The following is a 22,793-nucleotide window of genomic DNA, read 5'->3' as shown; positions in this document are numbered from 1 at the left end:
TCAACGGAAGTGGCAGGCGACCCAATGGCCGCCCTGGGAAGACGAAGGGCGCTCCGTCAGTTCGGGCGTCTTCTCCTTGCACACGGCCTGCGCCATCGGGCAGCGCGTGTGAAAGCGGCAGCCCGAGGGCGGGTTGGCCGGGCTCGGCGGGTCGCCCTGCAGCAGCAGGCGGCGTGCGGGCGTGCGCGGGTTGGGCACGGGCACGGCCGACAGCAGGATCTCGGTGTACGGATGGCGCGGCGCCGAGAACAGCGTGTCGCGGTCGGCGATCTCCACGATGTGGCCGAGGTACATCACGGCCACGCGGTGGCTGATGTGGCGCACCACGGCGAGGTCGTGTGCCACGAAGAGGTAGGCGATGCCGAACTCTGCCTGCAGGTCCATCAGCAGGTTGACCACCTGCGCCTGCACCGACACGTCGAGCGCCGACACGGGCTCGTCGCAGACGATGAGCTTGGGGTTCAGCGCCAGCGCGCGCGCAATGCCCAGGCGCTGGCGCTGGCCGCCCGAGAACTCGTGAGGAAACTTCTTCGCCGCCTCGGGTCGCAGGCCCACGCGCGAGAACAGCCACTGCACGCGCTCGCGCCGCTCGGCCAGAGACACGTCGCCGAAGTTGCGCAGCGGCTCGGCCACGATGTCGCCGGCCGTGAGGCGCGGGTTCAGCGAGGCGTAGGGGTCCTGGAAGATGATCTGCAGGTCGCGCCGGCGCTGGCGCATCGCGTTCGCGGGCAGGGTCAGCAGCTCTTCGCCGTTCAGTCGCACCGAACCCGAGGTGGGCTCGACCAGCCGCATCACCGACTTGGCGGTGGTGGTCTTGCCGCAGCCCGACTCGCCGACCAGCGACAGCGTTTCGCCGTGCCCGACGTTGAACGACACGCCGTCGACCGCCTGGATGGCCGGCCTGGTCGGTCGCAGCCAGCGGCGTGGCGAGGTGTAGTGCTTGCGCAGTTCGCGCACCTGCAGGAGCGGTGCCTTGGCGGATGTTGTCGTTGTCGTCGTCATGCGCTCACCTCGGCAGCCTCGTCGGTCCATTGTTCCTGCACTGCGAAGCAGGCGACCACGTGCCCGTCGCCCTGCGTGGACAGCGGCGGTGTCTCGCGGCGGCAGCGTTCGCGTGCCTGCGAACAGCGCGCGGCAAAGGCGCAGCCGCGCCCGAGCTCGTGCGCGGCGGGCACCATGCCCGGGATCTCGTGCAGCCGCGCGCTCGACGTGCTCATGGCGGGCATCGAGGCCATCAGCGCGCGGGTGTAGGGGTGCAGCGGGCGGTCGAACAGGTCGACCACGTCGGCCTCTTCCACCTTCTTGCCGGCGTACATGACCACCACGCGGTCGCAGCTCTCGGCCACCACGCCCAGGTCGTGCGTGATCATCACCACGCCCATGCCCAGTTCCTTCTGCAGCCGCTTGATGAGGTCGAGGATCTGCGCCTGGATGGTCACGTCGAGCGCGGTGGTGGGCTCGTCGGCGATCAGCACCTCGGGGTTGCAGGCCAGGGCCAGCGCGATCATCACGCGCTGGCGCATGCCGCCTGAGAGCTGGTGCGGGTACTCGTTCACGCGCCGCTCGGGTTCGGGGATCTGCACCAGGCGCAGCATCTCGACCGCGCGCAGCAGCGCCTCGGCGCGGCTGGCCTTCTGGTGCAGCTGCACCGTCTCGGCGATCTGCCGGCCCACGGTGAGCACCGGGTTCAGCGAGGTCATCGGTTCCTGGAAGATCATCGAGATGCGGTTGCCGCGGATCTGCCGCATCTCGCGTTCGCTCAGCTGCATCAGGTCGGTGCCGCGCAGGCGCACGGAACCCATGTGGCGGCCGGGCGGCGTGGGCACCAGCCGCAGGATCGAGAGCGCGGTCACGCTCTTGCCGCAGCCCGATTCGCCGACCACGCCGAGCGTGCGGCCCGCGCGCACGGTGTACGACACGCCGTCGACCGAGCGCACCGTGCCCGCGAGCGTGCTGAAGTAGGTGCGCAGGTTGTCGACCTCGAGCAATGGCTCGCCGGGGGCGAGGGTGGCCTGGGACATGGGGATGGTCATGGCGCGTTCCTCTTCACAGCTGCCGCGCCAGGCGCGGGTCGAGCGCATCGCGCAGGCCGTCGCCGAGCAGGTTGATGGCGAGCACCGTGGCCGCCAGCAGCAGGCCCGGGTACAGGATGATGTGGAACGCCACGGTCACGAAGTTGCGGCCCTCGGCCATCATGTTGCCCCAGCTCGGCGTCTGCGAAGGCACGCCCACGCCGAGGAAGGACAGCGCGGCCTCGGTGAGCACGGCGGCGGCGGCCACGAAGGTGGCCTGCACCACCAGCGGCGCCACGATGTTCGGCAGCACGTGCCGCACGAGGATCACCGGCAGCCGCGTGCCGACCGCATGCGCGGCCTCCACGAACAGCTGCTCGCGCAGCGTGAGCGCCAGCGAGCGCACCAGCCGCACCACGCGCGGAATCTCGGGCACGGTGATGGCGATGATCACGGTGGTGAGGCTGGCGCGCGTCACGGCCATGAGCGCAATGGCCAGCAGGATGCCGGGGATGGCCATGAGGCCGTCCATCACCCGCATGATCGGGCCGTCGGCCCAGCGCACGAAGCCCGACACCAGGCCCAGCGCGATGCCGAAGAAGGTGGCGAGCACGGCCACCGAGGCACCGACGATCATCGACACGCGACCGCCCCACACGGCGCGGCTGAACACGTCGCGGCCCAGCGCATCGGTGCCGAACCAGTGCTCGGCCGAAGCCGGCTGCATGCGCGCCAGCGGGTCGATGTCCTGCGGGTCGTGGGTGGCGATCCAGGGCGCGGCGATGGACAGCGCGGCCACCGCGATGAGCAGCAGCGCACCGACGATCAGCGTCGGGTGCTTGCGCACCCAGCGCCAGCGCGGCGGTACGAAAGGAGGGTCTTCGGCGGCGTCGGCAACGGCGGTGCTGGGCACCGGCGCATCGACCTCACGCAAGGGCAGGGCAGTGGACATGGCGTCGTGGGGCTCGTTCGTTGTTCTAGTACTGGATGCGCGGATCGAACAGGCGGTAGCTCAAATCGATCAGGAGATTGATCAGCACGTACACGCCCGCCGACAGCAGCAGCACGCTCTGGATCACCGGGTAGTCGTGGCGCTGCACCGAATCGATCACCAGCCGGCCCACGCCCGGAATGGCGAACACCGTCTCGGTGACCACCACGCCGCCGATCAGCAGCGCAATGCCTGCGCCGATGGTGGTGGCGATGGGAATGGCCGCGTTGCGCAGCGCATGGCCCAGCACCGGCAGCACGCCCAGGCCCTTGGCGCGCGCGGTGCGGATGTAGTCCTCGTGCAGCACTTCGAGCACGGTGGCGCGGGTCATGCGCGTCACCAGCGCGATGTACACCAGCGCCAGGTTCACGCAGGGCAGCACCAGCGCGCGCAGCCAGGCGCCGGGGCCTTCGGAGAAGTTCACGTAGCCCTGCACCGGAAACCACGGCAGCTGCACCGCGAAGGTGTAGACCAGCAGGTAGCCCACGAGGAAGACCGGCACCGAGAAGGCCAGCACCGCGAACAGCATCACGAGGCGGTCGACCCATGTGCCCGCGCAGTAGGCCGCGAGCGTGCCCAGCGGCACGGCCGTCACCAGCGTGATGAGCATGGTCAGCGCCGCGATCGACACCGTGGGCTCCAGCCGCTGGCCGAGCAGCTGCGTCACCGGCACCTGCGTGAAGATCGAGGTGCCCAGGTCGCCGGTGAAGATCTTGCCGATCCACAGCCCGAACTGCTGCCACAGGGGCAGGTTCAGGCCGAGCGCGGCGCGCAGCTTGTCGATGTCCTCGGTGGTGGCGAGGTCGCCCGCGATGAGCGCGGCCGGGTCGCCCGGCGACAGGTGGATCAGCAGGAACACCACCACGGCCACCACCGCCATCACCGGCAGCGTGGAAAGAAAGCGTCGAACGATGTAGCCCATGGCGGTGCGCGTGGCTTACTTGTCGAGCACCCAGACGGTGGGCATGCCGGCCCACATCTTGTCCAGCCCCTTGATGCTGGCGCGCGCAGCGAACGCGGCCGAGTACTGGCCGGCGTTGATGTACGGCACGGCCTCGTAGGCGCGCGACTGGAAGGCGTCGAGCAGTTCCTTGCGCTTGGCCGGCACGGTTTCCTTCAGCCAGGCGGTGCGCAGTTCGTCGAGCTTCTTGTCGCAGGGCCAGCCGGGCAGCGTGTTGCCGCAGGCCGCGCCCAGGTAGGCGTTGCTGATGGGCGAGTTCACGTCGAACTCGCCGGCCACCGTGACGTACATGTTCCAGCCGCCGGCGTCGGACGCGTCGCGCTTGGCGCGGCGCGCACCGATCGAGGCCCAGTCCATGGTCTGCGCATCGACGTTCAGGCCGATGCTCTTCATGGTCTGCGCGGCCATCAGCGCCTCGGCGTTGAGGTAGGGCACGTCGCTGGGCACCATCAGCACCACCTTCTCGCCCTTGTAGCCGGCGTCGGCGAGCATCTTCTTCGCCTTGGCGACGTCGGCCTTGCGGAAAGGCTCCGCGCCGGCCGAGGTGTCGTTGGGGCTGCCGCAGATGAACCAGGTGGCGCAGTAGGCCATGCGCATGTCCAGCGGGAAGCCCATGGCCGCGACGAAGCGTTCCTGGTTCACGGCCTGCAGCAGCGCCTGGCGCACCTTCGGGTTGTCGAAGGGCGGGTGCAGCTGGTTCATCACCAGGAAGCCCTGGTAGGCACCGCCGGAGCCGATCTTGATGTTGCTGTCGGTGCGCAGCGGCGTGATGTAGTCGGGCGCCAACTGCTCGATGTAGTCGACCTCGCCGCGCTTGAGCGCCGAGATCGCGCTGTTGGCGTCGGGCAGGTAGAGCCATTCGACGCGGTCGAGGCTGGTCTTCTTGCTGCCGGCCAGGCCGCTCGGCGGCTCGCTGCGCGCCACGTAGTTCGGGTTGCGCACGAACACCGTCTTGTTGCCCGGCACCCATTCGTCACGCTTGAAGATGAAGGGCCCCGAGCCGACGACCTCGGTGAGGGGCGCGGTGGCCGGCAGCTTGGCGATGCGCTCGGGCAGGATCACCGGCGGAAAGCCCGAGGGCTTGGCCAACGCGTCGAGCACCATGCCGAAGGGCTCGTTGAGCGTGAGCGTGAGGGTGCGCGCGTCGGTGGCCTTCCACTCGGCGCCGACGGCCGTCATGGCGCGGCCCAGGCTGTCGCGCGCCGCCCAGCGCTGCAGCGAGGCCACGGCGTCGGCCGAGGTCACGGCGGCGCCGTCGGAGAACTTCAGGCCGGGGCGCAACGTGAAGCTCCACTGCTTGCCGTCTTTCGAGGTCGTGTACTTCTCGACCATCTGCGGCTGCGGCTTGCCGGTGGCATCCTGCGCGAACAGCGTGTCGTACACCATGTGGCCGAAGTTGCGCGAGATGTAGGCCGTGGTGAAGGTCGGGTCGAGGATCTTCAGGTCGGCATGCGCCACCACCTTGAGTGTCTTGGGCGGCGTCTGGGCGAGCGCGGGAAGGCTGGCGGCCGAAAGGGCCAGGGCAGCGAGGGCAGCAAGCGTTCGTCGGGTCATCGTCGGTTCTCCGGTCGGTGGGGCGAAACAAAAAAGAAGAAGAGGGAGTTCAGGCGGCGACGCCGATGGGCCACTTCGGCAGGCGAGCCTTGCGGTACGGCAGGGTGGTGAGATCGAGCGTCACGGCGCCCGGTGCGCCGGCGTAGATCACGTGCTTGGCCACCTGGGAGTACGACGCGTAGAAGTGCTGCGACGACTTGACCACGACGATCTTCTTGGCCGCCAGGTCGCAGCCCAGCTGCGTGAACATGTCGGTGCCCATCGCCTGGTTGCGCCGCGTGATCAGCACGATGTCGATGCCGTTGACCTCGACCAGCGCGCAGTCGCCCATGGCGGTGGGCGTGTTCGACAGGCCCGTCATCACCAGGTCTTCCTGCAGCGCCTTCACGGTGCATTCGAGGTCGAGCGGATCGCCCGACAGCGGGCTGATCTTGCCGCCGATGCGCATCTGCAGCCTGGCGCCCACGCCGGCGTCGAAGGCGATGCGCACGGCGATCGGGTCCCACATCGGGCCCAGCGCGGCGTTGGTGATGCCGCGCTCCAGCATGCGGCGCAGGATGAAGGTGGAGTCGCTCGCCGCGCCGCCGCCGGGGTTGTCGGCGCCGTCGGCCAGCACCACGGGGCCGCCATCGAAGGCCAGGGCCTCGTCGAGCGAGTCGTCGATGCTGGGGTAGTTGACCGTGAGGCCGTCGCGCATGGCGATGACTTCGTCGGCCAGCTGGCGTGCGAGTGCATTCGCCTTCGCTTGGTCGCCGTCGGTGTAGACCAGCACCTTGGTGCCCATCTCGGGCACGTCGCCCCACGAGAAGCCGTGCGTGAGCGAGACCGAGAGCACGCCGTCCTTGCCTTCGAGCGCCTGCATGCGCTGCACGAAGCTGCGCGCCGGTTCGCGCGAGGTGTGGACGGTGACGATGATGTCGCAGTCGACCATCGCGACCACCGGCTTGACCTTGCCTTCGACGGCCGCGGCGCAGATGTCGACCAGCTCCAGCCCGCGTTCGAGCACGTCGGTGTGCGGGTACTCCTTGAAGGAGACCATCACGTTGGCGTTGTCCACCATGGCGGGCGTGAGGTGGTTGTGCGGATCGAGCTCGGCGCCGATCACCACGTCCGGGCCCACGATCTGGCGCACGCGCGCCAGCATGTCGCCTTCACAGTCGTCGTAGCCGTCGGCCACCATCGCGCCGTGCAGGCCGAGAAGCACCATGTCGACCGGCAGCGCGGCGCGCAGGTCGTTCAGCATTTCGTCGCGCAGGGTTTCGTAGGCATGGCGCGTGGTGATGCCGCTGGGCTGCGCGCCCGCCACCATGCCCTCAAGCAGCGTCCAGCCCTTTTCCTTGCCGCGGATGCGCGCGGCCCACAGCGGGCCCGAGTAGATCGTCAGCGCATCGGGATGCTGGCCGGCGGGAAAGTAGCCGCGGTCCTTGAAGGAGGCGATGCCGGTCGGCATCGGGCCGAAGGTGTTGGTTTCGGTCGCGAGGGAAGCACTGAAGACACGCATGGGATGGTCTCTTGGGGTTGTGGGTTGTTCTTGTCAGGCGGCAGCGGCAGTGCGCAGTCGCTGCGGGCCGAGCATCTCGGCCGTGAGCCCGAAGCCCGCGATGCGCTCGGGCAGCGGCAGGCCGCGTGCCAGCGCGGCGCAGGCCTCGCCCATGGCGGCCGAGGTCTGGATGCCGTAGCCGCCTTGCGCCGCGACCCAGAAGAAGCCGGGCGCGTCGGGCGCGAAGCCGCCCACCAGGTCGCCGTCGGCCACGAAGGAGCGCAGGCCGGCCCAGGTGCGCGTAGGGCGGCGGATGGCGAGCGTGGTCGCCTCCTCGATGCGGTGCATGGCGATGGCGATGTCCATCTCTTCGGGCTGCACGTCCTGCGGCTCGACCGGGTCGGCGTTGGCCGGCGAGCCCAGCAGCATGCCGGCGTCGGGCTTGATGTACCAGCCCTCGTCGGCGGCGAACACCATCGGCCAGTGCGCCACGCTCTGGCCCTCGGGCGGCGCGAAGATGAAGGCCGAGCGACGGCGCGGCTCGATGCCCAGCGGACGCACGCCCGCCAGTTGCGCGATGGTGTCGACCCAGGCGCCGGCTGCGTTGAGCACCACGGGCGCTTCGTACACCGCGTCGCCGGCCGTCACGCGCCAGCGTTCGCCCACGCGTTCCATGGCCGTGACCTCGGCATCGCACACCAGCTTGCCGCCGGCCTGGCGCATGCCGCGCAGGTAGCCCTGGTGGATGGCGTGCACGTCCATGTCGGAGGCGTCGGGTTCGTACACCGCGCCGGCCACCTGCTCGGGGCGCAGCGCCGGCACCATCTCGCGCGCCTGCTCGCCATCGAGGCGCTGGGCGCCGACGTCCATGGCGCGCAGCAGCTCCCAGTGCGCTTCGAGCTCGTGCAGGTGCTCGGTGCCCGCGACCATCATCGCGCCGCGCGGCGTGAGCAGCGGGTGCTCGGCAAAGCCTTCGGGCGGGTGTTCGAGGAAGGCGCGGCTGGCCATGGTGAGGGCGCGCACCTGCGGCGTGCCGTAGCTCTCCATGAAGAGCGCGGCCGAACGGCCGGTGGAGTGGTAGCCCGGCTGGGCTTCGCGTTCGAGCAGGATCACGCGGGCATGCGGGGCGAGCCAGTGGGCCACCGAGGCCCCGGCGATGCCGCCGCCGATCACGAGGTAGTCGGCCACGACGGGAGTGGTTGTGCTTGTTGTCATCGCCGAAAAGTGTAGGTAGAAATTTGCGGATACGCAAATTGATTTGCGCCAACCAAGGGGAAACCATGGGTGCACCACCGAGGTGAAATTTGCGTACACGCAATTTGCGCATACGCAAAACGCATGCCGGGGCTGTCGCGCCGTGCGTGGCCGGCCGGGCGCGGGGCTGGCAGAATCACCCGGCATACCTAGAGAAAGCCAAGCGTGACTCCACACACAGGGAACCGGGGCGGGGCGAAGCCGAAGGAAGAGCCGCCCACGCTGGACCGCACCACTTTCGGCCATCGCCTGCGCACCGCGCGCAAGCGTTTCGGCTGGACGCTGGCGCAACTGGCCGAGCGCTCCGGCGTGTCGATCACCACCATCTCGCGCGCCGAGCGCGGCCAGCTCGCGCTCGGCTACGAGAACTTCACCGCGCTGGGCCGCGCGCTCGAGATGGACATGAACGCCATGTTCGCGGGCGCCGGCGTCAAGCCCGAGCAGCTCGACGGCCCGGTCGTCACGCGCGCGGGCAAGGGCGTGGTCTACAAGGGGCTGGCCATCGCCTACGAGTTCCTGGGCACCACCGCCGCCGGCAAGCAGATGAGCCCCATCGTCGGCACCGTGCACGCGCGCCGCATCAACGGCCCCGAGGACTTCGTGCGGCACACGGGCGAAGAGTTCGCCTACGTGCTGTCGGGCGAGATCGACGTGTACTTCGACAACGGTGAGGTGGTGCGCCTGGCGCGCGGCGACTCGCTGTACTTCGACAGCCGCCTCGGGCACGCCTACGTGAGCGTGAGCCGCCAGCTCGCGAAGATCGTGGGCATGACCTCGGGGGAGAGCGGGCACATGAAGTCGGCGCGCGAGGCGCCTGCGATGAAGCCGGCGCGCAAGACCGTGGTGGCGAAGAAAGCCGCGGGTGGCCGCAAGGGCTGAGCGCCCGCGTCAGCCTGCGGCCCGACTTGAAGGAGACATGACGATGTCAGAGCACCGGATCTTCGCGATGCCGTTCGCCAAGGTGTACCCCATGTACGTCCAGAAAGCGGAGCGCAAGAATCGCACGAAGGAAGAGGTAGACGAAGTCATCTGCTGGCTCACCGGCTACGACGCGGCGGGGCTGCAGCAGCAGATCGACCAGCAGAACGATTTCAGGACCTTCTTCGCCCAGGCCCCGGCGCTGCACCCGAACCGTGCGCTGATCAAGGGCGTGGTGTGCGGCGTGCGCGTCGAGGAAGTCGAAGACCCGCTGATGCAGAAGATCCGCTACCTGGACAAGCTGGTCGACGAGCTGGCCAAGGGCAAGGCGATCGAGAAGATCCTGCGGACGTAGTGCGAATGGGGCCTGCCTAGCCCGTCGCCACGATGACGTGCGCCTGGACCTTGCCCGCCACCGGCCCGGTGCCATGCCGGCTGGCAATCGCCTCCTCCGCGCGGTCGGTCGCGAGCTGGAGCAGGCTCGCGTCGCGCGCCTCGATCTCGTTGCGCAGCGGCGTGCCCTGGCAGTAGGCCACCGCCACCTCGCGTGCCGAGGGCGAGCGGCTCAGCTTCTCGTGGGTCTGGACCTCGATGTCGGTGAACCCCGCGCGGCGCAGGTCGTCGCGGATCTGCGCGACGTCGTGGTAGCCGTGTGGCGTGCGTGCGAGAAAGCGCGGCGGGTCGTCCGGGAACACGGTGGCGACGGCGCGGGTGACGTCGTCGGCGAAGGCGTTGTCTTCGATGCGGTCCCAGACGCTGAACACGAAGCGCCCGCCGGGCTTGAGCACGCGGCGCGCCTCGCTGTAGCCGGCGACCCGGTCCGGGAAGAACATGGCGCCGAACTGGCACAGGACCACATCGAAGGAGGCGTTCTCGAACGGCAGGGCGAGCGCGTCGGCCTGCCGCCATTCGATGCGGTTGTCGGTTGCCTGGCGGGTGACGGCGTAGTCGAGCATGGCGGGGTTGAGGTCGGTCACCACGTAGCGCGCACCGGCACCGAGCTGGGGTGCCAGCATCCGCGTGACCGCGCCGCTGCCGGCCGCCGTTTCCAGCACCGCGCCGGGCGAGAACGCGGCGACCAGGGCGGCCGCGTCGACGGCGTAGCCCTCGAAGATCAGGGGGACCATCAGCGTGTCGTAGAACGTCGGGATCGAGCCCGCGAACACCTTGTCGCTTTCGTCGGCCATGGGAACTCCTTGAAAGCTCTGAACAGAGCGGGCCTGCTCCCTTGCTCCAACGAGTCCGTTGCCTGTTTGGGCATGCGTGACGGGGACGATGGGCCATGGTGGCCCTGCCAGGCATCGTCGTCAACGCCGTTGCGCGGGCGTCCTCCCCTGTAGTGGGTACCGGAGATGTTGCCGGGCGTTTCGGGCGCGCTGATCGGTCGACCCCTCCCTAACGGCCGCGGTCCCCATCGCGCACCGATTCGATCGTGCCGTTGTAGATGCGCACGATGCCGAAGAAGGTGCCCGGCCCGCGGTCGTAGGTCCATTCCTCCATCGGGACGCATTGATTGGCGAGCACGGCCTCGGGGCTGCCTGGCCGATACGGCGTGAGGACCCAGCCGAGCTGCACCATCGGCACGCAGACGGCTTGCCGGTAGACCGGCTCGCCGCAGGTCTGGAGCAAGGTCGCGGGCGACGCCCCTTTTCCGACGAGGTAGCCGTTGCAGGCGAGGGACTGGGCTGCCGCGGAACTGGCGATCAGCAAGGCGGCCGCTGCGATCGAAACCCCGGTGACCAGGCGTGCGCAACGAGGCGTGCCCCGCATCATTGACCCTCTTGAATGCTTCATGTGCGCATCACTCACTCACGAACCAGCTGGGCGTACCGCCAGAGGCCCCAGATCGCGCCGACGGTGATGCCGATGCCCACGCTCCAGCCCGCCGGCACATCGAATCCGAGCGCCAGGATCAGCATCAAGCCGACGCTGACCAGCGCGATGAAAGTCAGCGTGACGAAATCGAAGCGCGCGACCTCGACGGTGTCTTCCGCCACGCTGCGGTTGCGCTGGCCGTGCTTGCGGCGCAGGCCGCGGAACAGCAGGACATCGAGAACGAAATCGAAGATGCCGACGACAAGGTCGGCCAGGATGCTCCACATCGGGACGCTCCATTTGCGGTGACACCCTGGGTTGTCGCTGTGCGCTCAAGGGTCCGACCCGGGTGGTGCGGCGGAGCCGGGCGAAATGTTAGCGTGCTTCCGGCAAGGCAGGCCATCGTCCTCCGTGTTCGTCAGTCGTTCGTCGATCCGTTTCAACCCGGTATCTTCGGCGGCCAGTTGTGCGTCTCGCCACGGCCCTCGCTGCACCAGGCATAGAGCGCGTCGTACATCACGAGCCCGTGCTGCAGCATGACGTGGTCATCGGCGAACACGCGCGACAGGCCCAGCGAGATCGCGTAGAGCCCTGCCGACTGCGGCGTGAGGTCGAGCCGCGAGGTGTCCGCCCCGCGCACAATGTCGGCCAGCTGGTGCAGCGCAGGCTCGGTGAGCCGGTACTTCGCGAGGAAGGCGTCGAAGCTGCAGCGCTCGCCGACGTGGCTCATCGCCACGCCCGGAATGTCGTAGGGCGTGGCGCCGGTGCTTTGCGCCATGGCCAGCACGTCCGCCGGCGGCACGTAGAGAAACTCGGCCTCGCGGTCGATGAAGCGCAGGATCAGCCACGGGCAGGCAATGCGGTCGATCTTCGGGCGTTCGCGGGTGATCCATTTCATGGCGTTACTCCTGGGTCGGCAGGCTTGGGCTGGAGCGGCCGGCCGGCGGCCTGCCAGCCGTCGATGCCGCCGCGCAGATAACGTGCGTCCAGGCCCGCGGCGCGCAGCCGCAGGGCCGTGCTGCGTCCCACCTCGTGGCCGTACACGCAGTAGACGACCAGCGCGCGATCGGCCGGGAGTTCGGCGGCCCAGCGATCGACCGCGGCCGGGTCGCGCCAGCGGGCGCCGGGGAGCATCGACGCGGCTTGCGCGAACACGCCGGCACGGCGCACGTCGAGCAGCATCGAACCGGCCACGTCGTCCTGCGCCGCGCCGAAGGGTTCGCTGGCAGCGTGCACCGCCTGCTGGTAGCGCGTGTACACCGGGGCCCAGTCGATGTTGGCCATGAAGGCATCGACGTACGCGCCGGCGGCGGCGCCGTGGTCCAGGTGGTAGGCGTGCTCGTACATGTCCAGCGCCAGCAGGGGCGCGCCGCCCGCCAGCGCATGGGTGTGGTCAGCAGCCCATTGGTTGACCAGCGTGCCCTCGCGCGGCTGGAAGCTGAGCAGCACCCAGCCCGAGCCGCCGCCAAGCGCCTTGCCCATCGCTGCGAATTCCTCGCGCCATCGATCGACGCTGCCGAAATTTGCCGCCAGGGCGAGCGCCATGGCGGGCTCCATCGTCCGGCCATCGCCACCGAGCGATGCGAAGTACAGCTCGTGCAGCAGCATCGAGTTGGTGGCGATGAGTTCTTCGCGCTTGAGGCCGTTGAGCGCGAAGCCGGGCATGGCGGTGAACGATGCCGTGGCGAGCTGCGCGCGGATGGCGTTGAGGCGCTTGACGGCGCCGCCATAGTTGTTCTGGTGATGGCTGTTCAGAAGCTTCTGCGACAAGCCGCGCAGCGTGGCGGGGTCGAAGGGCAATGGTTGGGGCCGGGCGTCCATGGGAACTCCTTCAGCGCGGCAGGGCAGACAGCCACGTGAGCGCCAACCCGATGGCCGCGCAGGCACCGAGCAGCGTCATCACGCCGACCTTGAAGCGGAACAGGGCGATGGCCGCGGCCACGGCCATCACCGCCGAGATCGCGTCGAAGCGGCCTGCGAAGCCGTGCGGCCAGAGCACGTGGTACGCGAAGAACAGCGCCAGGTTCAGGATCACGCCCACCACCGCCGCGGTGATCGCCGACAGCGGCGCCGTGAAGCCCAGCCGGCCGTGCGTGGCCTCGATGGCGGGCCCGCCGGCCAGGATGAAGATGAACGAGGGCAGGAAGGTGAAGAAGGTGACGACCGTCGCGGCCAGCGCGCCGGCGAGGAACAGCAAATCAGGCCCCAGCACCTGGGTCAGCCAGCCGCCGACGAAGCCGACGAAGGCCACGACCATGATGAGCGGCCCCGGCGTGGTTTCTCCCAGCGCCAGCCCGTCGATCATCTGCGCGCCGGAGAGCCAGTGGTACTGCTCGACGGCCCCCTGGTACACGTAGGGCAGCACGGCATAGGCGCCGCCGAAGGTCAGCAGCGCGGCCTTGGTGAAGAACCCGCCCATCTGCGTGAGCGTGCCATGCAGGCCCTGGGTCGCGACGAGCACGCCCATGGCCAGCAGCCACAGGCCCAGGCCGATGCCCAGGATCTTCAGCAGGTGCGCGCGGGAAAAGCGCGCGTGCGCCGGCGTGGGCGTGTCGTCGTCGATCAGCGCCGGGCCGTAGTGTTGTTGCGCGCTGCCGTGGCCGCCGCCGAGTGCGAACACCTCGGGCGCCCGTCGCGCGCCGAAGTGGCCGATGAGGCCGGCCGCCAGCACGATCGCCGGAAACGGCGCGTCGAACGCGAAGATGGCGATGAAGGCCGCGGCGGCGATGCCCCACATCCACCGGTTCTTCAGCGCGCGGCTGCCGATGCGGTGCGCCGCATGCAGCACCAGCGCGGTGACCGCGGGCTTGATGCCGTAAAAGATGCCGGCCACCACCGGCACGTTGCCGAAGCGCAGGTAGACCCACGACAGCGCGATGAGGATGAACAGCGAGGGCAGCACGAACAGGGCGCCGGCCACGAGGCCGCCGCGCGTGCGGTGCATGAGCCAGCCGATGTAGGTGGCCAGCTGCTGCGCCTCGGGGCCGGGCAACAGCATGCAGAAGTTCAGCGCATGCAGGAAGCGCTTTTCGCTGATCCAGCGCCGTCGCTCGACCAGCTCCGCATGCATGATCGCGATCTGCCCGGCGGGCCCGCCGAAACTGATGAAGCCGAGCTTGAGCCAGAAGCGAAGCGCTTCGGCAAAGGAAATGGGCGTGGGGGGCGCAGGAAGCGCAGAGGGGGCGTCAGGCAAGGCGGTGTCCACGGAAAACTCCGTTGAGGGTCACCAGCGCTTGGACGGGACACCGTCTTGCTTTGCAGCGCGGGAGGCTGTTTTCCCGCGGAAGGGCATCGTAGCAGTGGCCGTTCCTGCTGGCAACGCAGGGCCCTCAGGCCCTCTTCACGTTGCTGGAAAGCGCCTGTGCATTTTTTGGTCAGCGCACCTGCGCGCACACGCGCTTGAACACGATCCCGCTCACCGTGGTCGGGCCGCCCACGGGCTTCCAATCGCTGCGACGGGCGAGGTCGATGTCGTGCACTTCCAGCGGCCCGTTGTGGCTGACGACGCGGCGCATCTTTTCGCGCCGGCCCTTGCAGTCGTAGTCGTAGAGATAGCGCGAGGTGCGAAACGGGGTCTTGCCCACGTCGGTCTGCTGCTCGTCGTAGCGGTAGAGCGTCCACGCTTCCACGGCATCGCCATGCGGCTTGATCGAATCGCGTTGCAGCAGCACCTGCTTGCGCGGGGTGGTGGCGATCTCGGTCCAGGTGTCGGCGGCGTGTGTGGCAACTGCAGTCAGCAAGGTCGCTGCAGCGAAGGCGGAGGCGACGAGGTGGCATGCCAGCACGGCGCGGTGCTTGGGCAGACGAGGCTTCATTGGTTTCACTCCCTGTGAATCGGTGGCAAGCAGGCGAAGAATGCCATGCATCGCCGCGGGCGAGAACCTGCGCCTCAGGCCGCGATGAACGCCGAAGGCTTCTGCCCCAGCCGCTTGCGGAACATGGTGGAGAAGGCGCCCGGGCTGTCGTAGCCCAGCTGAAGCGCCACCGCGGTCACCGGCCGGCCCATCGCCAGCTGGGCCATGGCCGAGAGCAGGCAGGCCTGGCTGCGCCATTCGGCGAACGCCATCCCGGTGTGCTGGCGGAAGAACCGGCTGAAGGTGCGTTCGCTCTGGTGCAGCTGCTGCGCCCAGGCCAGGGGCGAGGTGCGCACGTCGGGCGCGTGCAGGAAGGCGATGCACAGCGCCGCCAGTCGCGGCTCGCCCGGCAGCGGCGCAAAGAAGGGCAGGGCCGCCGCGCGGCCGACCTCCTGCAGCACCAGCGACATCAGCAGGCCGTCGCGGCCGCGCTCGTCGTACAGCGCCGGCACGTCGATGGCCTCGATCAGCAGCTGCCGCAGCAGCGGCGACACCGCCAGCACTTCGCACTGCGGACCACCGCGCGGCACAGCGGCCGGCTCGATGTAGAGGCTGCGGGTGCTGACGCCCACCATCCGCACCCGGTGCGGCTTGCCGGCCGGAATCCAGACGCCGCTGTGCGGCGGCACGACCCAGGCGCCGTCGTCCGTGCCCACCTCCATCAGCCCGGTCGCGCCGTAGAGAAACTGGGCGCGGCGGTGGCTGTGCATTTCGAGCAGGGTGCCGGGCGCGTAGTCGGTGCCGATGGCCAGCACGGCGCGGGGCGTGGGGTCGAGGGTGTCGAGAGGCTGGTTGCGCACGGCAGCGGATCGGTGGGTTGGCCGGAACGCAAATATTGTTGACCGAACATCGCAAGCGCGCCAGCCCCTCGAACTCTAGCCTCGAGGCTTCTTTCCGTGTCGATGGAGTGCCTTGTGTCGTTGTATGTGATGTTGGTGGTGTGCGGATGCCTGACGGGCGTGACCACCGTGCTGTTCGGTTTCGGCGGCGGATTCGTCGTGGTCCCGTTGCTCTACCAGCTGCTGTCCCAGCTGAATGCGGCCGACAGCGCCGTCGGGCAGTCGGCCGTGCAGATCGCGGTGGCCACGTCCACCTGCGTGATGGTCTTCGGCGCGCTGCTGGCCACGTGGCGCCATCAGCGAGCGGGGACGCTGGACTGGTCGCACATCCGGCCGCTGCTGGGCGTCATCGGCGCCGGTGCGGTGCTGGGGGCGCTGGCCGCCACCGCGGTCCACGGGGAATGGCTGCGCTGGGCGTTTGCGGCGTACCTCGCGCTGACCATCGTGGACTGCTGGCTGCGCCCCGGCTTTCTTTCGCCGATCGTGGCGAGCAAGGCGGCGCCCTCTCTCGCGGCCACGACGCTGTCGGGCCTGGCGATCGGCTGGATTGCGGCGTTCCTCGGCGTCGGCGGCAGCGTGATGACGGTGCCGCTCATGCGCCGTCGCGGCATCGAGATGCGCCGTGCGACGGCCATGGCCAATCCGCTGTCGCTGCCGGTCGCGCTGGCCGGCACGGCCACCTACGTGGCCCTGTCCGCCACCTCGACGCCGGCGTTCGGGCCGTGGCATGTGGGGTATGTCGACGTGCGCGCGGCGGCGGCGCTCGTGGTGGGTTCGTGGATCGGCATCCGCGTCGCCGCGCTGTGGATCGGGCGCATTCCGGACCGCATCCACGCCAAGGTGTACCTGGCCTTGCTGATCGTGGTGTTCGGGGCGATGGTGGTGCGCTGAGCGCGCGGCACCGCCCCGCTTCACGCCATCGACGCGCCCAGCAGGAAGTCCGTGACCTCGTCCGAGAACACGCTGCGCCGCGCACCGATGAGCACACCGTTCGCGTCCTGCGGGTCGGGCCGCGCGGGAGGCATGCCGTGCGCCACCAGGGCCTGGGCGCAGCCGACCCAGTCGCCGCCTTCGACGGGCTCGTTGAGCGAGGCCCACGACAAGGTGCCGCAGGCGTTGTCGCCGAAGCCGTGCGGCGCCTGCCAGTCGGCACCGTGTGCGAGCAGGAACCGGGTGAGCGCCGCATCGCCGCAGAACACGGCGTGGTTGAGCGCCGAGGCGTCCCAGTCGCCGCCACGGACTTCGAGCGGCCAGCCGAGCGTGACCATCGCCTTCACCGCATCGCTGCAGCCCTGCGCTGCGAGCTCGGGCAGCAGGCGAAGCTGCGTGGGGTCGAGCGAGCCGATGAGGCCAGGGTGCCGCACCTGCAGCGCTCGCGCCGTGGCTTCGTCGCCGCGCGCGCATGCGGCGATGAAGGCTTCGCTGGTGGGGAGCGGCACCGGGTCGCCGCTTGCGGCCTGCAGCAGCCGCGCGACCTCGGTCAGCCCGAAGCGCAGGGCGACGGTGTGGGCGGGCGTGCCATCCGGCGTGCACGCGTCCGGTCGCGCGCCGGCGGCCAGCAAGGCCTCGATATGTGCGGGCGAGCGGCGGCGGCGAAGGGCCCACAGCAGTGGCGAACCCCAGTCCGAGATGGGCGGGCCCTGCGGCGGCTCGTTCGCGTCGCCGCCGTGTGCGAGCAGGAGGCGCAACGTCCCGACGTCGTCCAGGTCGAGCACCCGGTACAGCGCGTTCGAACCCGTCACGCGCGCACCGGCTTCCAGCAGCAGCTTCGTGCAGGCGGGCTGGTCCAGCGAGTGGTACAGCGATTCGCCGTCGTTCGGGTCGGCCCCGGCGTCGAGCAGCAGCTTGGTCAGTTCGGGGCCGTGGTTCTGGCCGGCCGCGCCGTACAGCGCGGAAAGCCGCTCGGTGTCGGCGGGCGTTTCGAGCGATGCGGGAGGCCAGCGGTTGCCTGCCGATTGATTGGGGGACGCACCGGCGTCGAGCAGGAACTTCGCACACGCGTGCAGGCGTTCGCGATTGTCCGGTAGTTGCATCAGGCCGGAATGCGTGACGGCGACGAGCGGCGGCAGGTGCAGCGGGCCGCCCGCGCGATGGACCCATGCCGGGTCTTGCGCGGTGGCGTGGCGCAGCGTGGCTTCATCGCCGATGGCGCAGGCCACCCAAGGGTCGCCACCGGCCACCAGGGCGGGGTTCTCGTCGCGCATGCGCAAGGCCGCCGCGGGCCGTGCGCGGTTCGTGCCGCCGGCGATGTCGCCCGCGTACACGAGGCACAGCCAATGGAGCACCGCTTTGGCCGGCTCATCGACCTGCGCCCTGCGGGCGAGGACAAAGCCCTGCAGGTCGGCCCACGACGCGAAGCCGTACTCGCGCGCCACGCACGACTGGGCATCGTGCAGACGCAAGCCCTGGGCTGCGAGGGCGCCGTCGGTCTTGCCCGTTGCGGCCGGCAGAGCGCTGCGAAATCGGTGAAAGGCCGTGGGATCGTTGCTGCGGTAGAGCGCCAGCAGTTCCTTGGCTTGCTTCTTCAGGTGGCCGATGTCGGGCCGGGCGGGAATGCGCTTCATGGAAACCTCCGTGCATCAGGCGCCGATGACCCGCAAATCCGGCTGCACAAAAGGCTGTGGATCGTCATGAAGAAGGCAAGTGGGTTCAACCCTTCCCGCGGGCCCGGGCGCGGCTTGCACCGCGGCTCGGATGGTAGCGGATTGGGGCAGGGCGACGCCGCGCGCCGAAGCCCGGGTCACCGCTTGCGCGCCACGATGAAGGGGCGGTTCTCGCCACCCTTCGTCGCGTGGTTCTCGCTCGCAAGGACCTCGAAGCCGGCGGCCTGCAGATGCGCCCCCAACTCCGTCGCTCGGAACACGCCGGCATGCGGCGCCAGACCGATCGCGCGCATCGCGGGCAGCAAGGCCAGCCGCAGCAGAGGGGTCATGTCGCCGAGGCAGGGCGTCTTGGAGACGAACAGGCCCTGCGGCGCGAGCAGGGCGTGGATGCGGCGCAGCGTGCCGGGCAGGTCGCGCACCAGGTGGAGGTAGTTGAAGCCCAGCACGGCGTCGAAGGGGCCTTCGCCCGGTGCCAGCGTCTCGGCGGTTGCCACGCGGAACGCCAGGCCGGGGACCGGGGCGGCGGCGTGCTTCTCTTCGGCGATGGCGATCATGCCTTCGGCGATGTCCGTCGCCAGGTACGCGCGGGCGTGGCCCGCGAGGCGCAGGGCCGTCGTTCCGGTGCCGCAGCCCAGTTCGAGCACGCGCGCGTCGGGCTGGAACAGGGCGCGGGTCCGCTCGAGCGTGCGCGCGTAGCCGGCCTCGTCCGCGATGGCGCTCTTCGCGTAGCGGCGCGAGCTGCGGTCCCAGAATCTGGCGTCGTTCGCGAGGCTCATGGTCTTGGATCGGCGGCGTGTGGAAGGGTGCGGCGCACTGTAAACCGCCGCCCGGGCGCTGTCGCCGATTTGCGCCGCTTCGCCCGCCATGTCGCTATGCTGGCGCCCGCCAATCACTCCAGGAAAAGAGACTCTCATGACCATGCGTACCTCGTCTTTCTTCTCCCTGCGTTCCGTCGCCCTGGCCTGCGGCCTGGCGCTCGGCGCCGCGGCCACCGCGCAGGCGGCGCCCGATGCGAAGCTGCTCGCCGCTGCCGAGAAGGCGCAGCCCGCCGTCATCGACAACCTGAAGGAGATGGTGTCCATCGAGTCGGGCAGCCTGAACGTCGAGGGCCTGATGAAGATGGCCGACGTGATCGAAGGGCGCCTGAAGGCGGCCGGCTTCAAGACCGAGCGCCGCAAGGCCTCGGCCGGCGCGGGCGCAGACATCGTCATCGGCACGATCAAGGGCACGGGCAAGCGCAAGATCATGCTGCAGGGCCACATGGACACGGTGTACGCGCCGGGCATCCTGAACAGCCAGCCCTACAAGGTGGACGGCAACCGCATCTACGGCCCCGGCATCGCCGACGACAAGGGCGGCCTCGCGGTGATGATGGCGTCGCTGAAGATCCTGGCCGACGCGGGCTGGCGCGACTACGACACGCTCACCGTGCTCGTGAACCCCGACGAAGAGGTGGGCTCGGTGGGCTCGGGCGAACTCATCGCCACCACGGCCGACCTGCACGACACCGTGCTGTCCTTCGAGCCGACGGCCGCCAAGGCCGTGGCCAAGGGCGAGTCGCTGCTGCTCGGCGCGGCCGGCATCGCGCAGGCCACGCTCGAGGTGAAGGGCCGCGCGGCGCACGCCGGCGCTGCGCCCGAGCTGGGCCGCAACGCGCTGTACGAGCTGTCGTACCAGATGCTGCAGACCAAGGACCTCGCCAAGGACATCCCCGGCGTGACGCTGAACTGGACCGTGGCGCGCGCCACCGGCCCGATCAACCAGATCACCGAGAAGGCGCAGGCGCTGGGCGACATCCGCATCACGCAGCCCGGCGCCGAGAAGAAACTCACCGAGGCGCTGCAGGCCAAGATCGCCAGCGGCAAGCTGATTCCCGACACCGAGACCACGGTGAAGGTCGAGGTGGGCCGCCCGGCCTTCGTCGCGGGCGCCAAGGGCCGCGCGCTGGCCGAGAAGGCGCAGGCGATCTACAAGGAGCTCGACCGCGAACTGGCGCTGACGCCGATGACCGGCGGCGGCACCGACGCCGGCTTTGCGGGCCGCTCGGGCAAGGCCACGGTGGTCGAGAGCTTCGGCCTCGCGGGCTTCGGCTACCACGCGCGCGACGAGTACATCGAAGTCGACTCGATCGTGCCGCGCCTGTACCTCGTGACGCGGCTGCTGACCGAGATCGGCAAGAACTGAGTTTGTAGCGCGCAGTGCGCCCGCGGCAGGGGCCGCGGGTTCACTGCGGTGCGTTGGGATCGCCCGGGCGGCGGCGATGGGCGGCAGCCGCCGCCGCTGCGGCCTGAGCCTGGGCTTGCTGCTGTTGCGCCTGCTGGCGTTGCATCTGTTCCTGCTGGTGCTGCTGCTGACGGGCCTGGTTTTGTACGGCCTGCTGGCGCTGCATCTGCTCCTGCTGCTGGCGTTGCTGGGCCTGGGCGGCTTGCTGCTGTTGCATCTGCATCTGGCGCGCCTGTTCCATCTGGGCCTGGCGTTGCTGTTGCGCGGCTTGCGCCTGTGCCTGTTGTTGCTGTTGCAACTGCTGCTGGCGACGGGCCTGCTCCTGTTGAGCCTGTTGCTGCATCTGCTGCGCTCGCTGGGCCTGTTCCTGTTGAGCCTGCTGCTGCATCTGCTGCGCGCGCCGGGCCTGTTCCTGCTGCGCCTGCCGTTGCTGTTGCTGGGCGGCCTGGGCCTGCTGCTGTTCCTGCTGGTGACGTAGCTGTTCCTGTTGCGCCTGTTGCTGCTGCATCTGCTGGCGACGGGCTTGGTCCTGCGGGTCCTGGCGTTGACGCAGTGTCTGCTCCTGTTGCGCTTGCTGCTGGCGTCGTGCCTGTTCCTGCTGCGCCTGTTGTTGGCGTTGCTGGTCTTGCGCGGCCTGCTGTTGCTGCATCTGTTGTCGACGGGCTTGCTCTTGCGGGTCTTGCCGCTGACGCAGTGCCTGTTCCTGCTGCGCTTGCTGCTGGCGCCGTGCCTGCTCCTGCTGGGCCTGTTGTCGACGCTGCGGGTCTTGCGTGGCCTGCTGTTGCTGCATCTGCTGGCGACGGGCTTGTTCCTGCTGATCCTGGCGTTGGCGCAGGGCCTGGTCCTGCTGCATCTGCTGCTGACGCCGTGCCTGCTCCTGCTGCGCCTGTTGTTGACGTTGCTGGTTCTGTGCCGCTTGTTGCTGCTGCATCTGCTGTCGACGGGCCTGCTCCTGCTGGTCCTGGCGCTGGCGCAAGGCCTGTTCCTGCTGCACCTGTTGCTGGCGCCGAGCCTGTTCCTGTTGCGCTTGCTGTTGTTCGCGCAACTGGTTCTGGGCCGCCTGCTGCTGCATCAGCGCTTGTTGTTGTTGCTGCTGTTGCTGGGCACGCGCCTGTTGCTGCAACTGCTCTTGCTGCTGAGCTGCCTGCCATGCCGCCGCACCGGTCGGCGGGCTGCTGCGATCGCCTGCGTAGTTGTTGTTGTAGACGTTGCGCACGTTGTTGACGACGGTGGTCGAGCGCGACACATACGTGCTGTTGTTGTAGACCACCGCGGGCCGGTAGGCCGGTGGCGGCGGTGCCGCGCGGTCGCGCCAGCGCGGCGCGCCCCAGTTCATGTTCCAGGCGTTCCAGCCCCAGCCGTGGCGCTCCAGCGCCGAGCCGACGATCACGCCGCTGCCGAAGGCCAGCGCGCCCACCGCGGCCACCTGGCCGCGGCTGTAGCCGGGCTCGACCACCACCGGCGGCGGTGCATAGGCATAGCCGGGGTAGACGGCCACGGGCGTGTCGTACACGACCTGCGGGTCGTAGCGCGGCACGTACACCACGTCGGGCTGCACGGGCTCGATGGTGATGAGTTCCTCGGGCGGCTCGATCACCAGAGGGCCCGCGTACATCGGCTGCATGTCGGGCGCGGGCGTGTAGTTGGGCGGCGTCGCGGCGCGCGCCACGCGCAGCTTGTCGTTGTTCTTGAGGCGGCCGGCCTTCGATGCGCGCTGGCGCATCACCTGGATCGCGTTCATCACGTCGGCCGGGTCGTTGTAGTAGGCCTTGCCCAGCGAGGTGGTCCACGCGATGTTGCCGGCCATCTGGTCCATCACGGGCCGGAACGCAGTGAGCGACTTCACGCTCGGGTCCCACGGCTGCTGGTTGGCGGCATCGGCGAGCGGGCCGGCCTTGAGCGTGGGGTTCTGCTGCAGCCAGCCGTGGGCCGCGGTGATCTGATCGGGGTAGGTGGCACCGGCCAGGATCTGCGCGACGAGCTTGTCGGGGTACAGCGCGATGGGCGCGACCAGCTGGTAGAGCTGCTCGGCCGAGGGCGGCGTGTAGGCGGCCGGCACCGGCGCGGCGGCGGGCGCGGGGGCTGGTGCCTGGGTGGCCGGTGCTTCAGCGGCGGGAGGCGGTGCTGCGGGCTTGTCGCAGCCTGCAACGAACAACGCTGCGACGCACAGCGAAGCCATGAGGCGCCGCTGAAGGAGGGGGCGGTGGGGAGAGGGTGTCATCTGGCATGTCCTGAAGACGCCGGCAGGGTGCCCGGAACTCCTTCAACGGCGGGCCAGAGCAGGCGATG

At 69.5% G+C, this 22,793-nt stretch carries 22 protein-coding genes; 4 read left to right on the top strand and 18 right to left on the bottom strand.

Annotation, left to right across the window (positions count from 1 at the left end; translation table 11 throughout):
- Genes AC07YS_RS08855 through AC07YS_RS08825 form a run of 7 tightly spaced genes read right to left on the bottom strand, consistent with a single transcriptional unit; the run spans position 1 to position 8,213 of the window.
- The gene (locus AC07YS_RS08855) at positions 1 to 1,002 is read right to left on the bottom strand and encodes an ABC transporter ATP-binding protein (RefSeq protein WP_495268535.1); all 1,002 of its coding nucleotides are present in this window, start codon (positions 1,000 to 1,002) and stop codon (positions 1 to 3) included.
- Complete coding sequence (locus tag AC07YS_RS08850; RefSeq protein ID WP_495268534.1) at positions 999 to 2,033, bottom strand: ABC transporter ATP-binding protein; 1,035 nt, start codon at positions 2,031 to 2,033, stop codon at positions 999 to 1,001. Before AC07YS_RS08850 ends, AC07YS_RS08855 begins: the two co-directional genes overlap by 4 nt.
- Before the next feature lie 13 nt (positions 2,034 to 2,046).
- Positions 2,047 to 2,964: an ABC transporter permease gene (locus AC07YS_RS08845; protein ID WP_307694459.1), complete on the bottom strand. Its 918-nt coding sequence runs from the start codon at positions 2,962 to 2,964 to the stop codon at positions 2,047 to 2,049.
- A 25-nt stretch (positions 2,965 to 2,989) separates the two neighbouring features.
- On the bottom strand, positions 2,990 to 3,925 hold the full coding sequence (locus AC07YS_RS08840) for an ABC transporter permease (protein WP_495268533.1): 936 nt from the start codon (positions 3,923 to 3,925) through the stop codon (positions 2,990 to 2,992).
- A gap of 15 nt (positions 3,926 to 3,940) precedes the next feature.
- Complete coding sequence (locus AC07YS_RS08835) at positions 3,941 to 5,518, bottom strand: ABC transporter substrate-binding protein (protein ID WP_447742232.1); 1,578 nt, start codon at positions 5,516 to 5,518, stop codon at positions 3,941 to 3,943.
- 49 nt (positions 5,519 to 5,567) lie between these two features.
- Positions 5,568 to 7,019, bottom strand: a complete 1,452-nt coding sequence (locus tag AC07YS_RS08830; RefSeq protein ID WP_495268532.1) for a M81 family metallopeptidase — start codon at positions 7,017 to 7,019, stop codon at positions 5,568 to 5,570.
- Between the two features lie 33 nt (positions 7,020 to 7,052).
- The gene (locus tag AC07YS_RS08825; RefSeq protein WP_495268531.1) at positions 7,053 to 8,213 is read right to left on the bottom strand and encodes an NAD(P)/FAD-dependent oxidoreductase; all 1,161 of its coding nucleotides are present in this window, start codon (positions 8,211 to 8,213) and stop codon (positions 7,053 to 7,055) included.
- A 204-nt stretch (positions 8,214 to 8,417) separates the two neighbouring features.
- Here AC07YS_RS08825 and AC07YS_RS08820 point away from each other — a divergent pair, with 204 nt between their 5' ends.
- Complete coding sequence (locus AC07YS_RS08820; protein ID WP_095946835.1) at positions 8,418 to 9,131, top strand: helix-turn-helix domain-containing protein; 714 nt, start codon at positions 8,418 to 8,420, stop codon at positions 9,129 to 9,131.
- 43 nt (positions 9,132 to 9,174) lie between these two features.
- On the top strand, positions 9,175 to 9,525 hold the full coding sequence (locus tag AC07YS_RS08815; protein WP_495268530.1) for a DUF2200 domain-containing protein: 351 nt from the start codon (positions 9,175 to 9,177) through the stop codon (positions 9,523 to 9,525).
- 16 nt (positions 9,526 to 9,541) lie between these two features.
- Here the strand turns inward: AC07YS_RS08815 and AC07YS_RS08810 are convergent, their stop codons facing one another.
- The 8 genes from AC07YS_RS08810 to AC07YS_RS08775 all read right to left on the bottom strand — a co-directional run bounded on the left by AC07YS_RS08810 (position 9,542) and on the right by AC07YS_RS08775 (position 15,639).
- The gene (locus AC07YS_RS08810) at positions 9,542 to 10,357 is read right to left on the bottom strand and encodes a class I SAM-dependent methyltransferase (protein WP_495268529.1); all 816 of its coding nucleotides are present in this window, start codon (positions 10,355 to 10,357) and stop codon (positions 9,542 to 9,544) included.
- A 208-nt stretch (positions 10,358 to 10,565) separates the two neighbouring features.
- Positions 10,566 to 10,880 carry a DUF2845 domain-containing protein gene (locus AC07YS_RS08805; RefSeq protein WP_495273697.1) on the bottom strand — a complete coding sequence of 105 codons (315 nt, stop codon included), beginning with the start codon at positions 10,878 to 10,880 and terminating at the stop codon, positions 10,566 to 10,568.
- A 95-nt stretch (positions 10,881 to 10,975) separates the two neighbouring features.
- A complete protein-coding gene (locus AC07YS_RS08800; protein WP_159274588.1) occupies positions 10,976 to 11,272 on the bottom strand; it encodes a hypothetical protein in 297 nt (98 codons plus the stop codon).
- Positions 11,273 to 11,424: 152 nt separating this feature from the next.
- Positions 11,425 to 11,883 (bottom strand): chromate resistance protein ChrB domain-containing protein, encoded by a 459-nt coding sequence (locus AC07YS_RS08795; protein WP_495268527.1) that lies wholly within the window; start codon positions 11,881 to 11,883, stop codon positions 11,425 to 11,427.
- The gene (locus AC07YS_RS08790; protein ID WP_495268526.1) at positions 11,880 to 12,806 is read right to left on the bottom strand and encodes a Fe-Mn family superoxide dismutase; all 927 of its coding nucleotides are present in this window, start codon (positions 12,804 to 12,806) and stop codon (positions 11,880 to 11,882) included. Before AC07YS_RS08790 ends, AC07YS_RS08795 begins: the two co-directional genes overlap by 4 nt.
- 10 nt (positions 12,807 to 12,816) lie before the next feature.
- The gene (chrA, locus tag AC07YS_RS08785) at positions 12,817 to 14,190 is read right to left on the bottom strand and encodes a chromate efflux transporter (RefSeq protein ID WP_495268525.1); all 1,374 of its coding nucleotides are present in this window, start codon (positions 14,188 to 14,190) and stop codon (positions 12,817 to 12,819) included.
- A gap of 169 nt (positions 14,191 to 14,359) precedes the next feature.
- Positions 14,360 to 14,800: a surface-adhesin E family protein gene (locus AC07YS_RS08780; protein ID WP_495268524.1), complete on the bottom strand. Its 441-nt coding sequence runs from the start codon at positions 14,798 to 14,800 to the stop codon at positions 14,360 to 14,362.
- A 74-nt stretch (positions 14,801 to 14,874) separates the two neighbouring features.
- Positions 14,875 to 15,639: an AraC family transcriptional regulator gene (locus tag AC07YS_RS08775; RefSeq protein WP_495268523.1), complete on the bottom strand. Its 765-nt coding sequence runs from the start codon at positions 15,637 to 15,639 to the stop codon at positions 14,875 to 14,877.
- Positions 15,640 to 15,741: 102 nt separating this feature from the next.
- On the opposite strand from AC07YS_RS08775, the gene AC07YS_RS08770 reads away from it, so the two are divergent.
- Positions 15,742 to 16,569 carry a sulfite exporter TauE/SafE family protein gene (locus tag AC07YS_RS08770; RefSeq protein WP_495268563.1) on the top strand — a complete coding sequence of 276 codons (828 nt, stop codon included), beginning with the start codon at positions 15,742 to 15,744 and terminating at the stop codon, positions 16,567 to 16,569.
- 20 nt (positions 16,570 to 16,589) lie between these two features.
- Here the strand turns inward: AC07YS_RS08770 and AC07YS_RS08765 are convergent, their stop codons facing one another.
- Positions 16,590 to 18,242 (bottom strand): ankyrin repeat domain-containing protein, encoded by a 1,653-nt coding sequence (locus AC07YS_RS08765; RefSeq protein ID WP_495268522.1) that lies wholly within the window; start codon positions 18,240 to 18,242, stop codon positions 16,590 to 16,592.
- Between the two features lie 176 nt (positions 18,243 to 18,418).
- Positions 18,419 to 19,057 (bottom strand): class I SAM-dependent methyltransferase, encoded by a 639-nt coding sequence (locus AC07YS_RS08760; protein ID WP_495268521.1) that lies wholly within the window; start codon positions 19,055 to 19,057, stop codon positions 18,419 to 18,421.
- A gap of 136 nt (positions 19,058 to 19,193) precedes the next feature.
- Between AC07YS_RS08760 and AC07YS_RS08755 the strand changes: the two genes are divergently transcribed.
- Positions 19,194 to 20,465, top strand: a complete 1,272-nt coding sequence (locus tag AC07YS_RS08755; RefSeq protein ID WP_492734511.1) for a glutamate carboxypeptidase — start codon at positions 19,194 to 19,196, stop codon at positions 20,463 to 20,465.
- Positions 20,466 to 20,505: 40 nt separating this feature from the next.
- Here AC07YS_RS08755 and AC07YS_RS08750 read toward each other — a convergent pair whose 3' ends face one another.
- Entirely contained in the window at positions 20,506 to 22,725 is a 2,220-nt protein-coding gene (locus AC07YS_RS08750) for a DUF3300 domain-containing protein (RefSeq protein WP_495268520.1), read from the bottom strand.
- Positions 22,726 to 22,793 lie beyond the last annotated feature (68 nt).

The sequence above is a fragment of the Variovorax sp. GW458-11-26-14-LB1 genome, from assembly GCF_059423965.1.
This window is presented reverse-complemented; position numbering and strand designations above follow the sequence as displayed.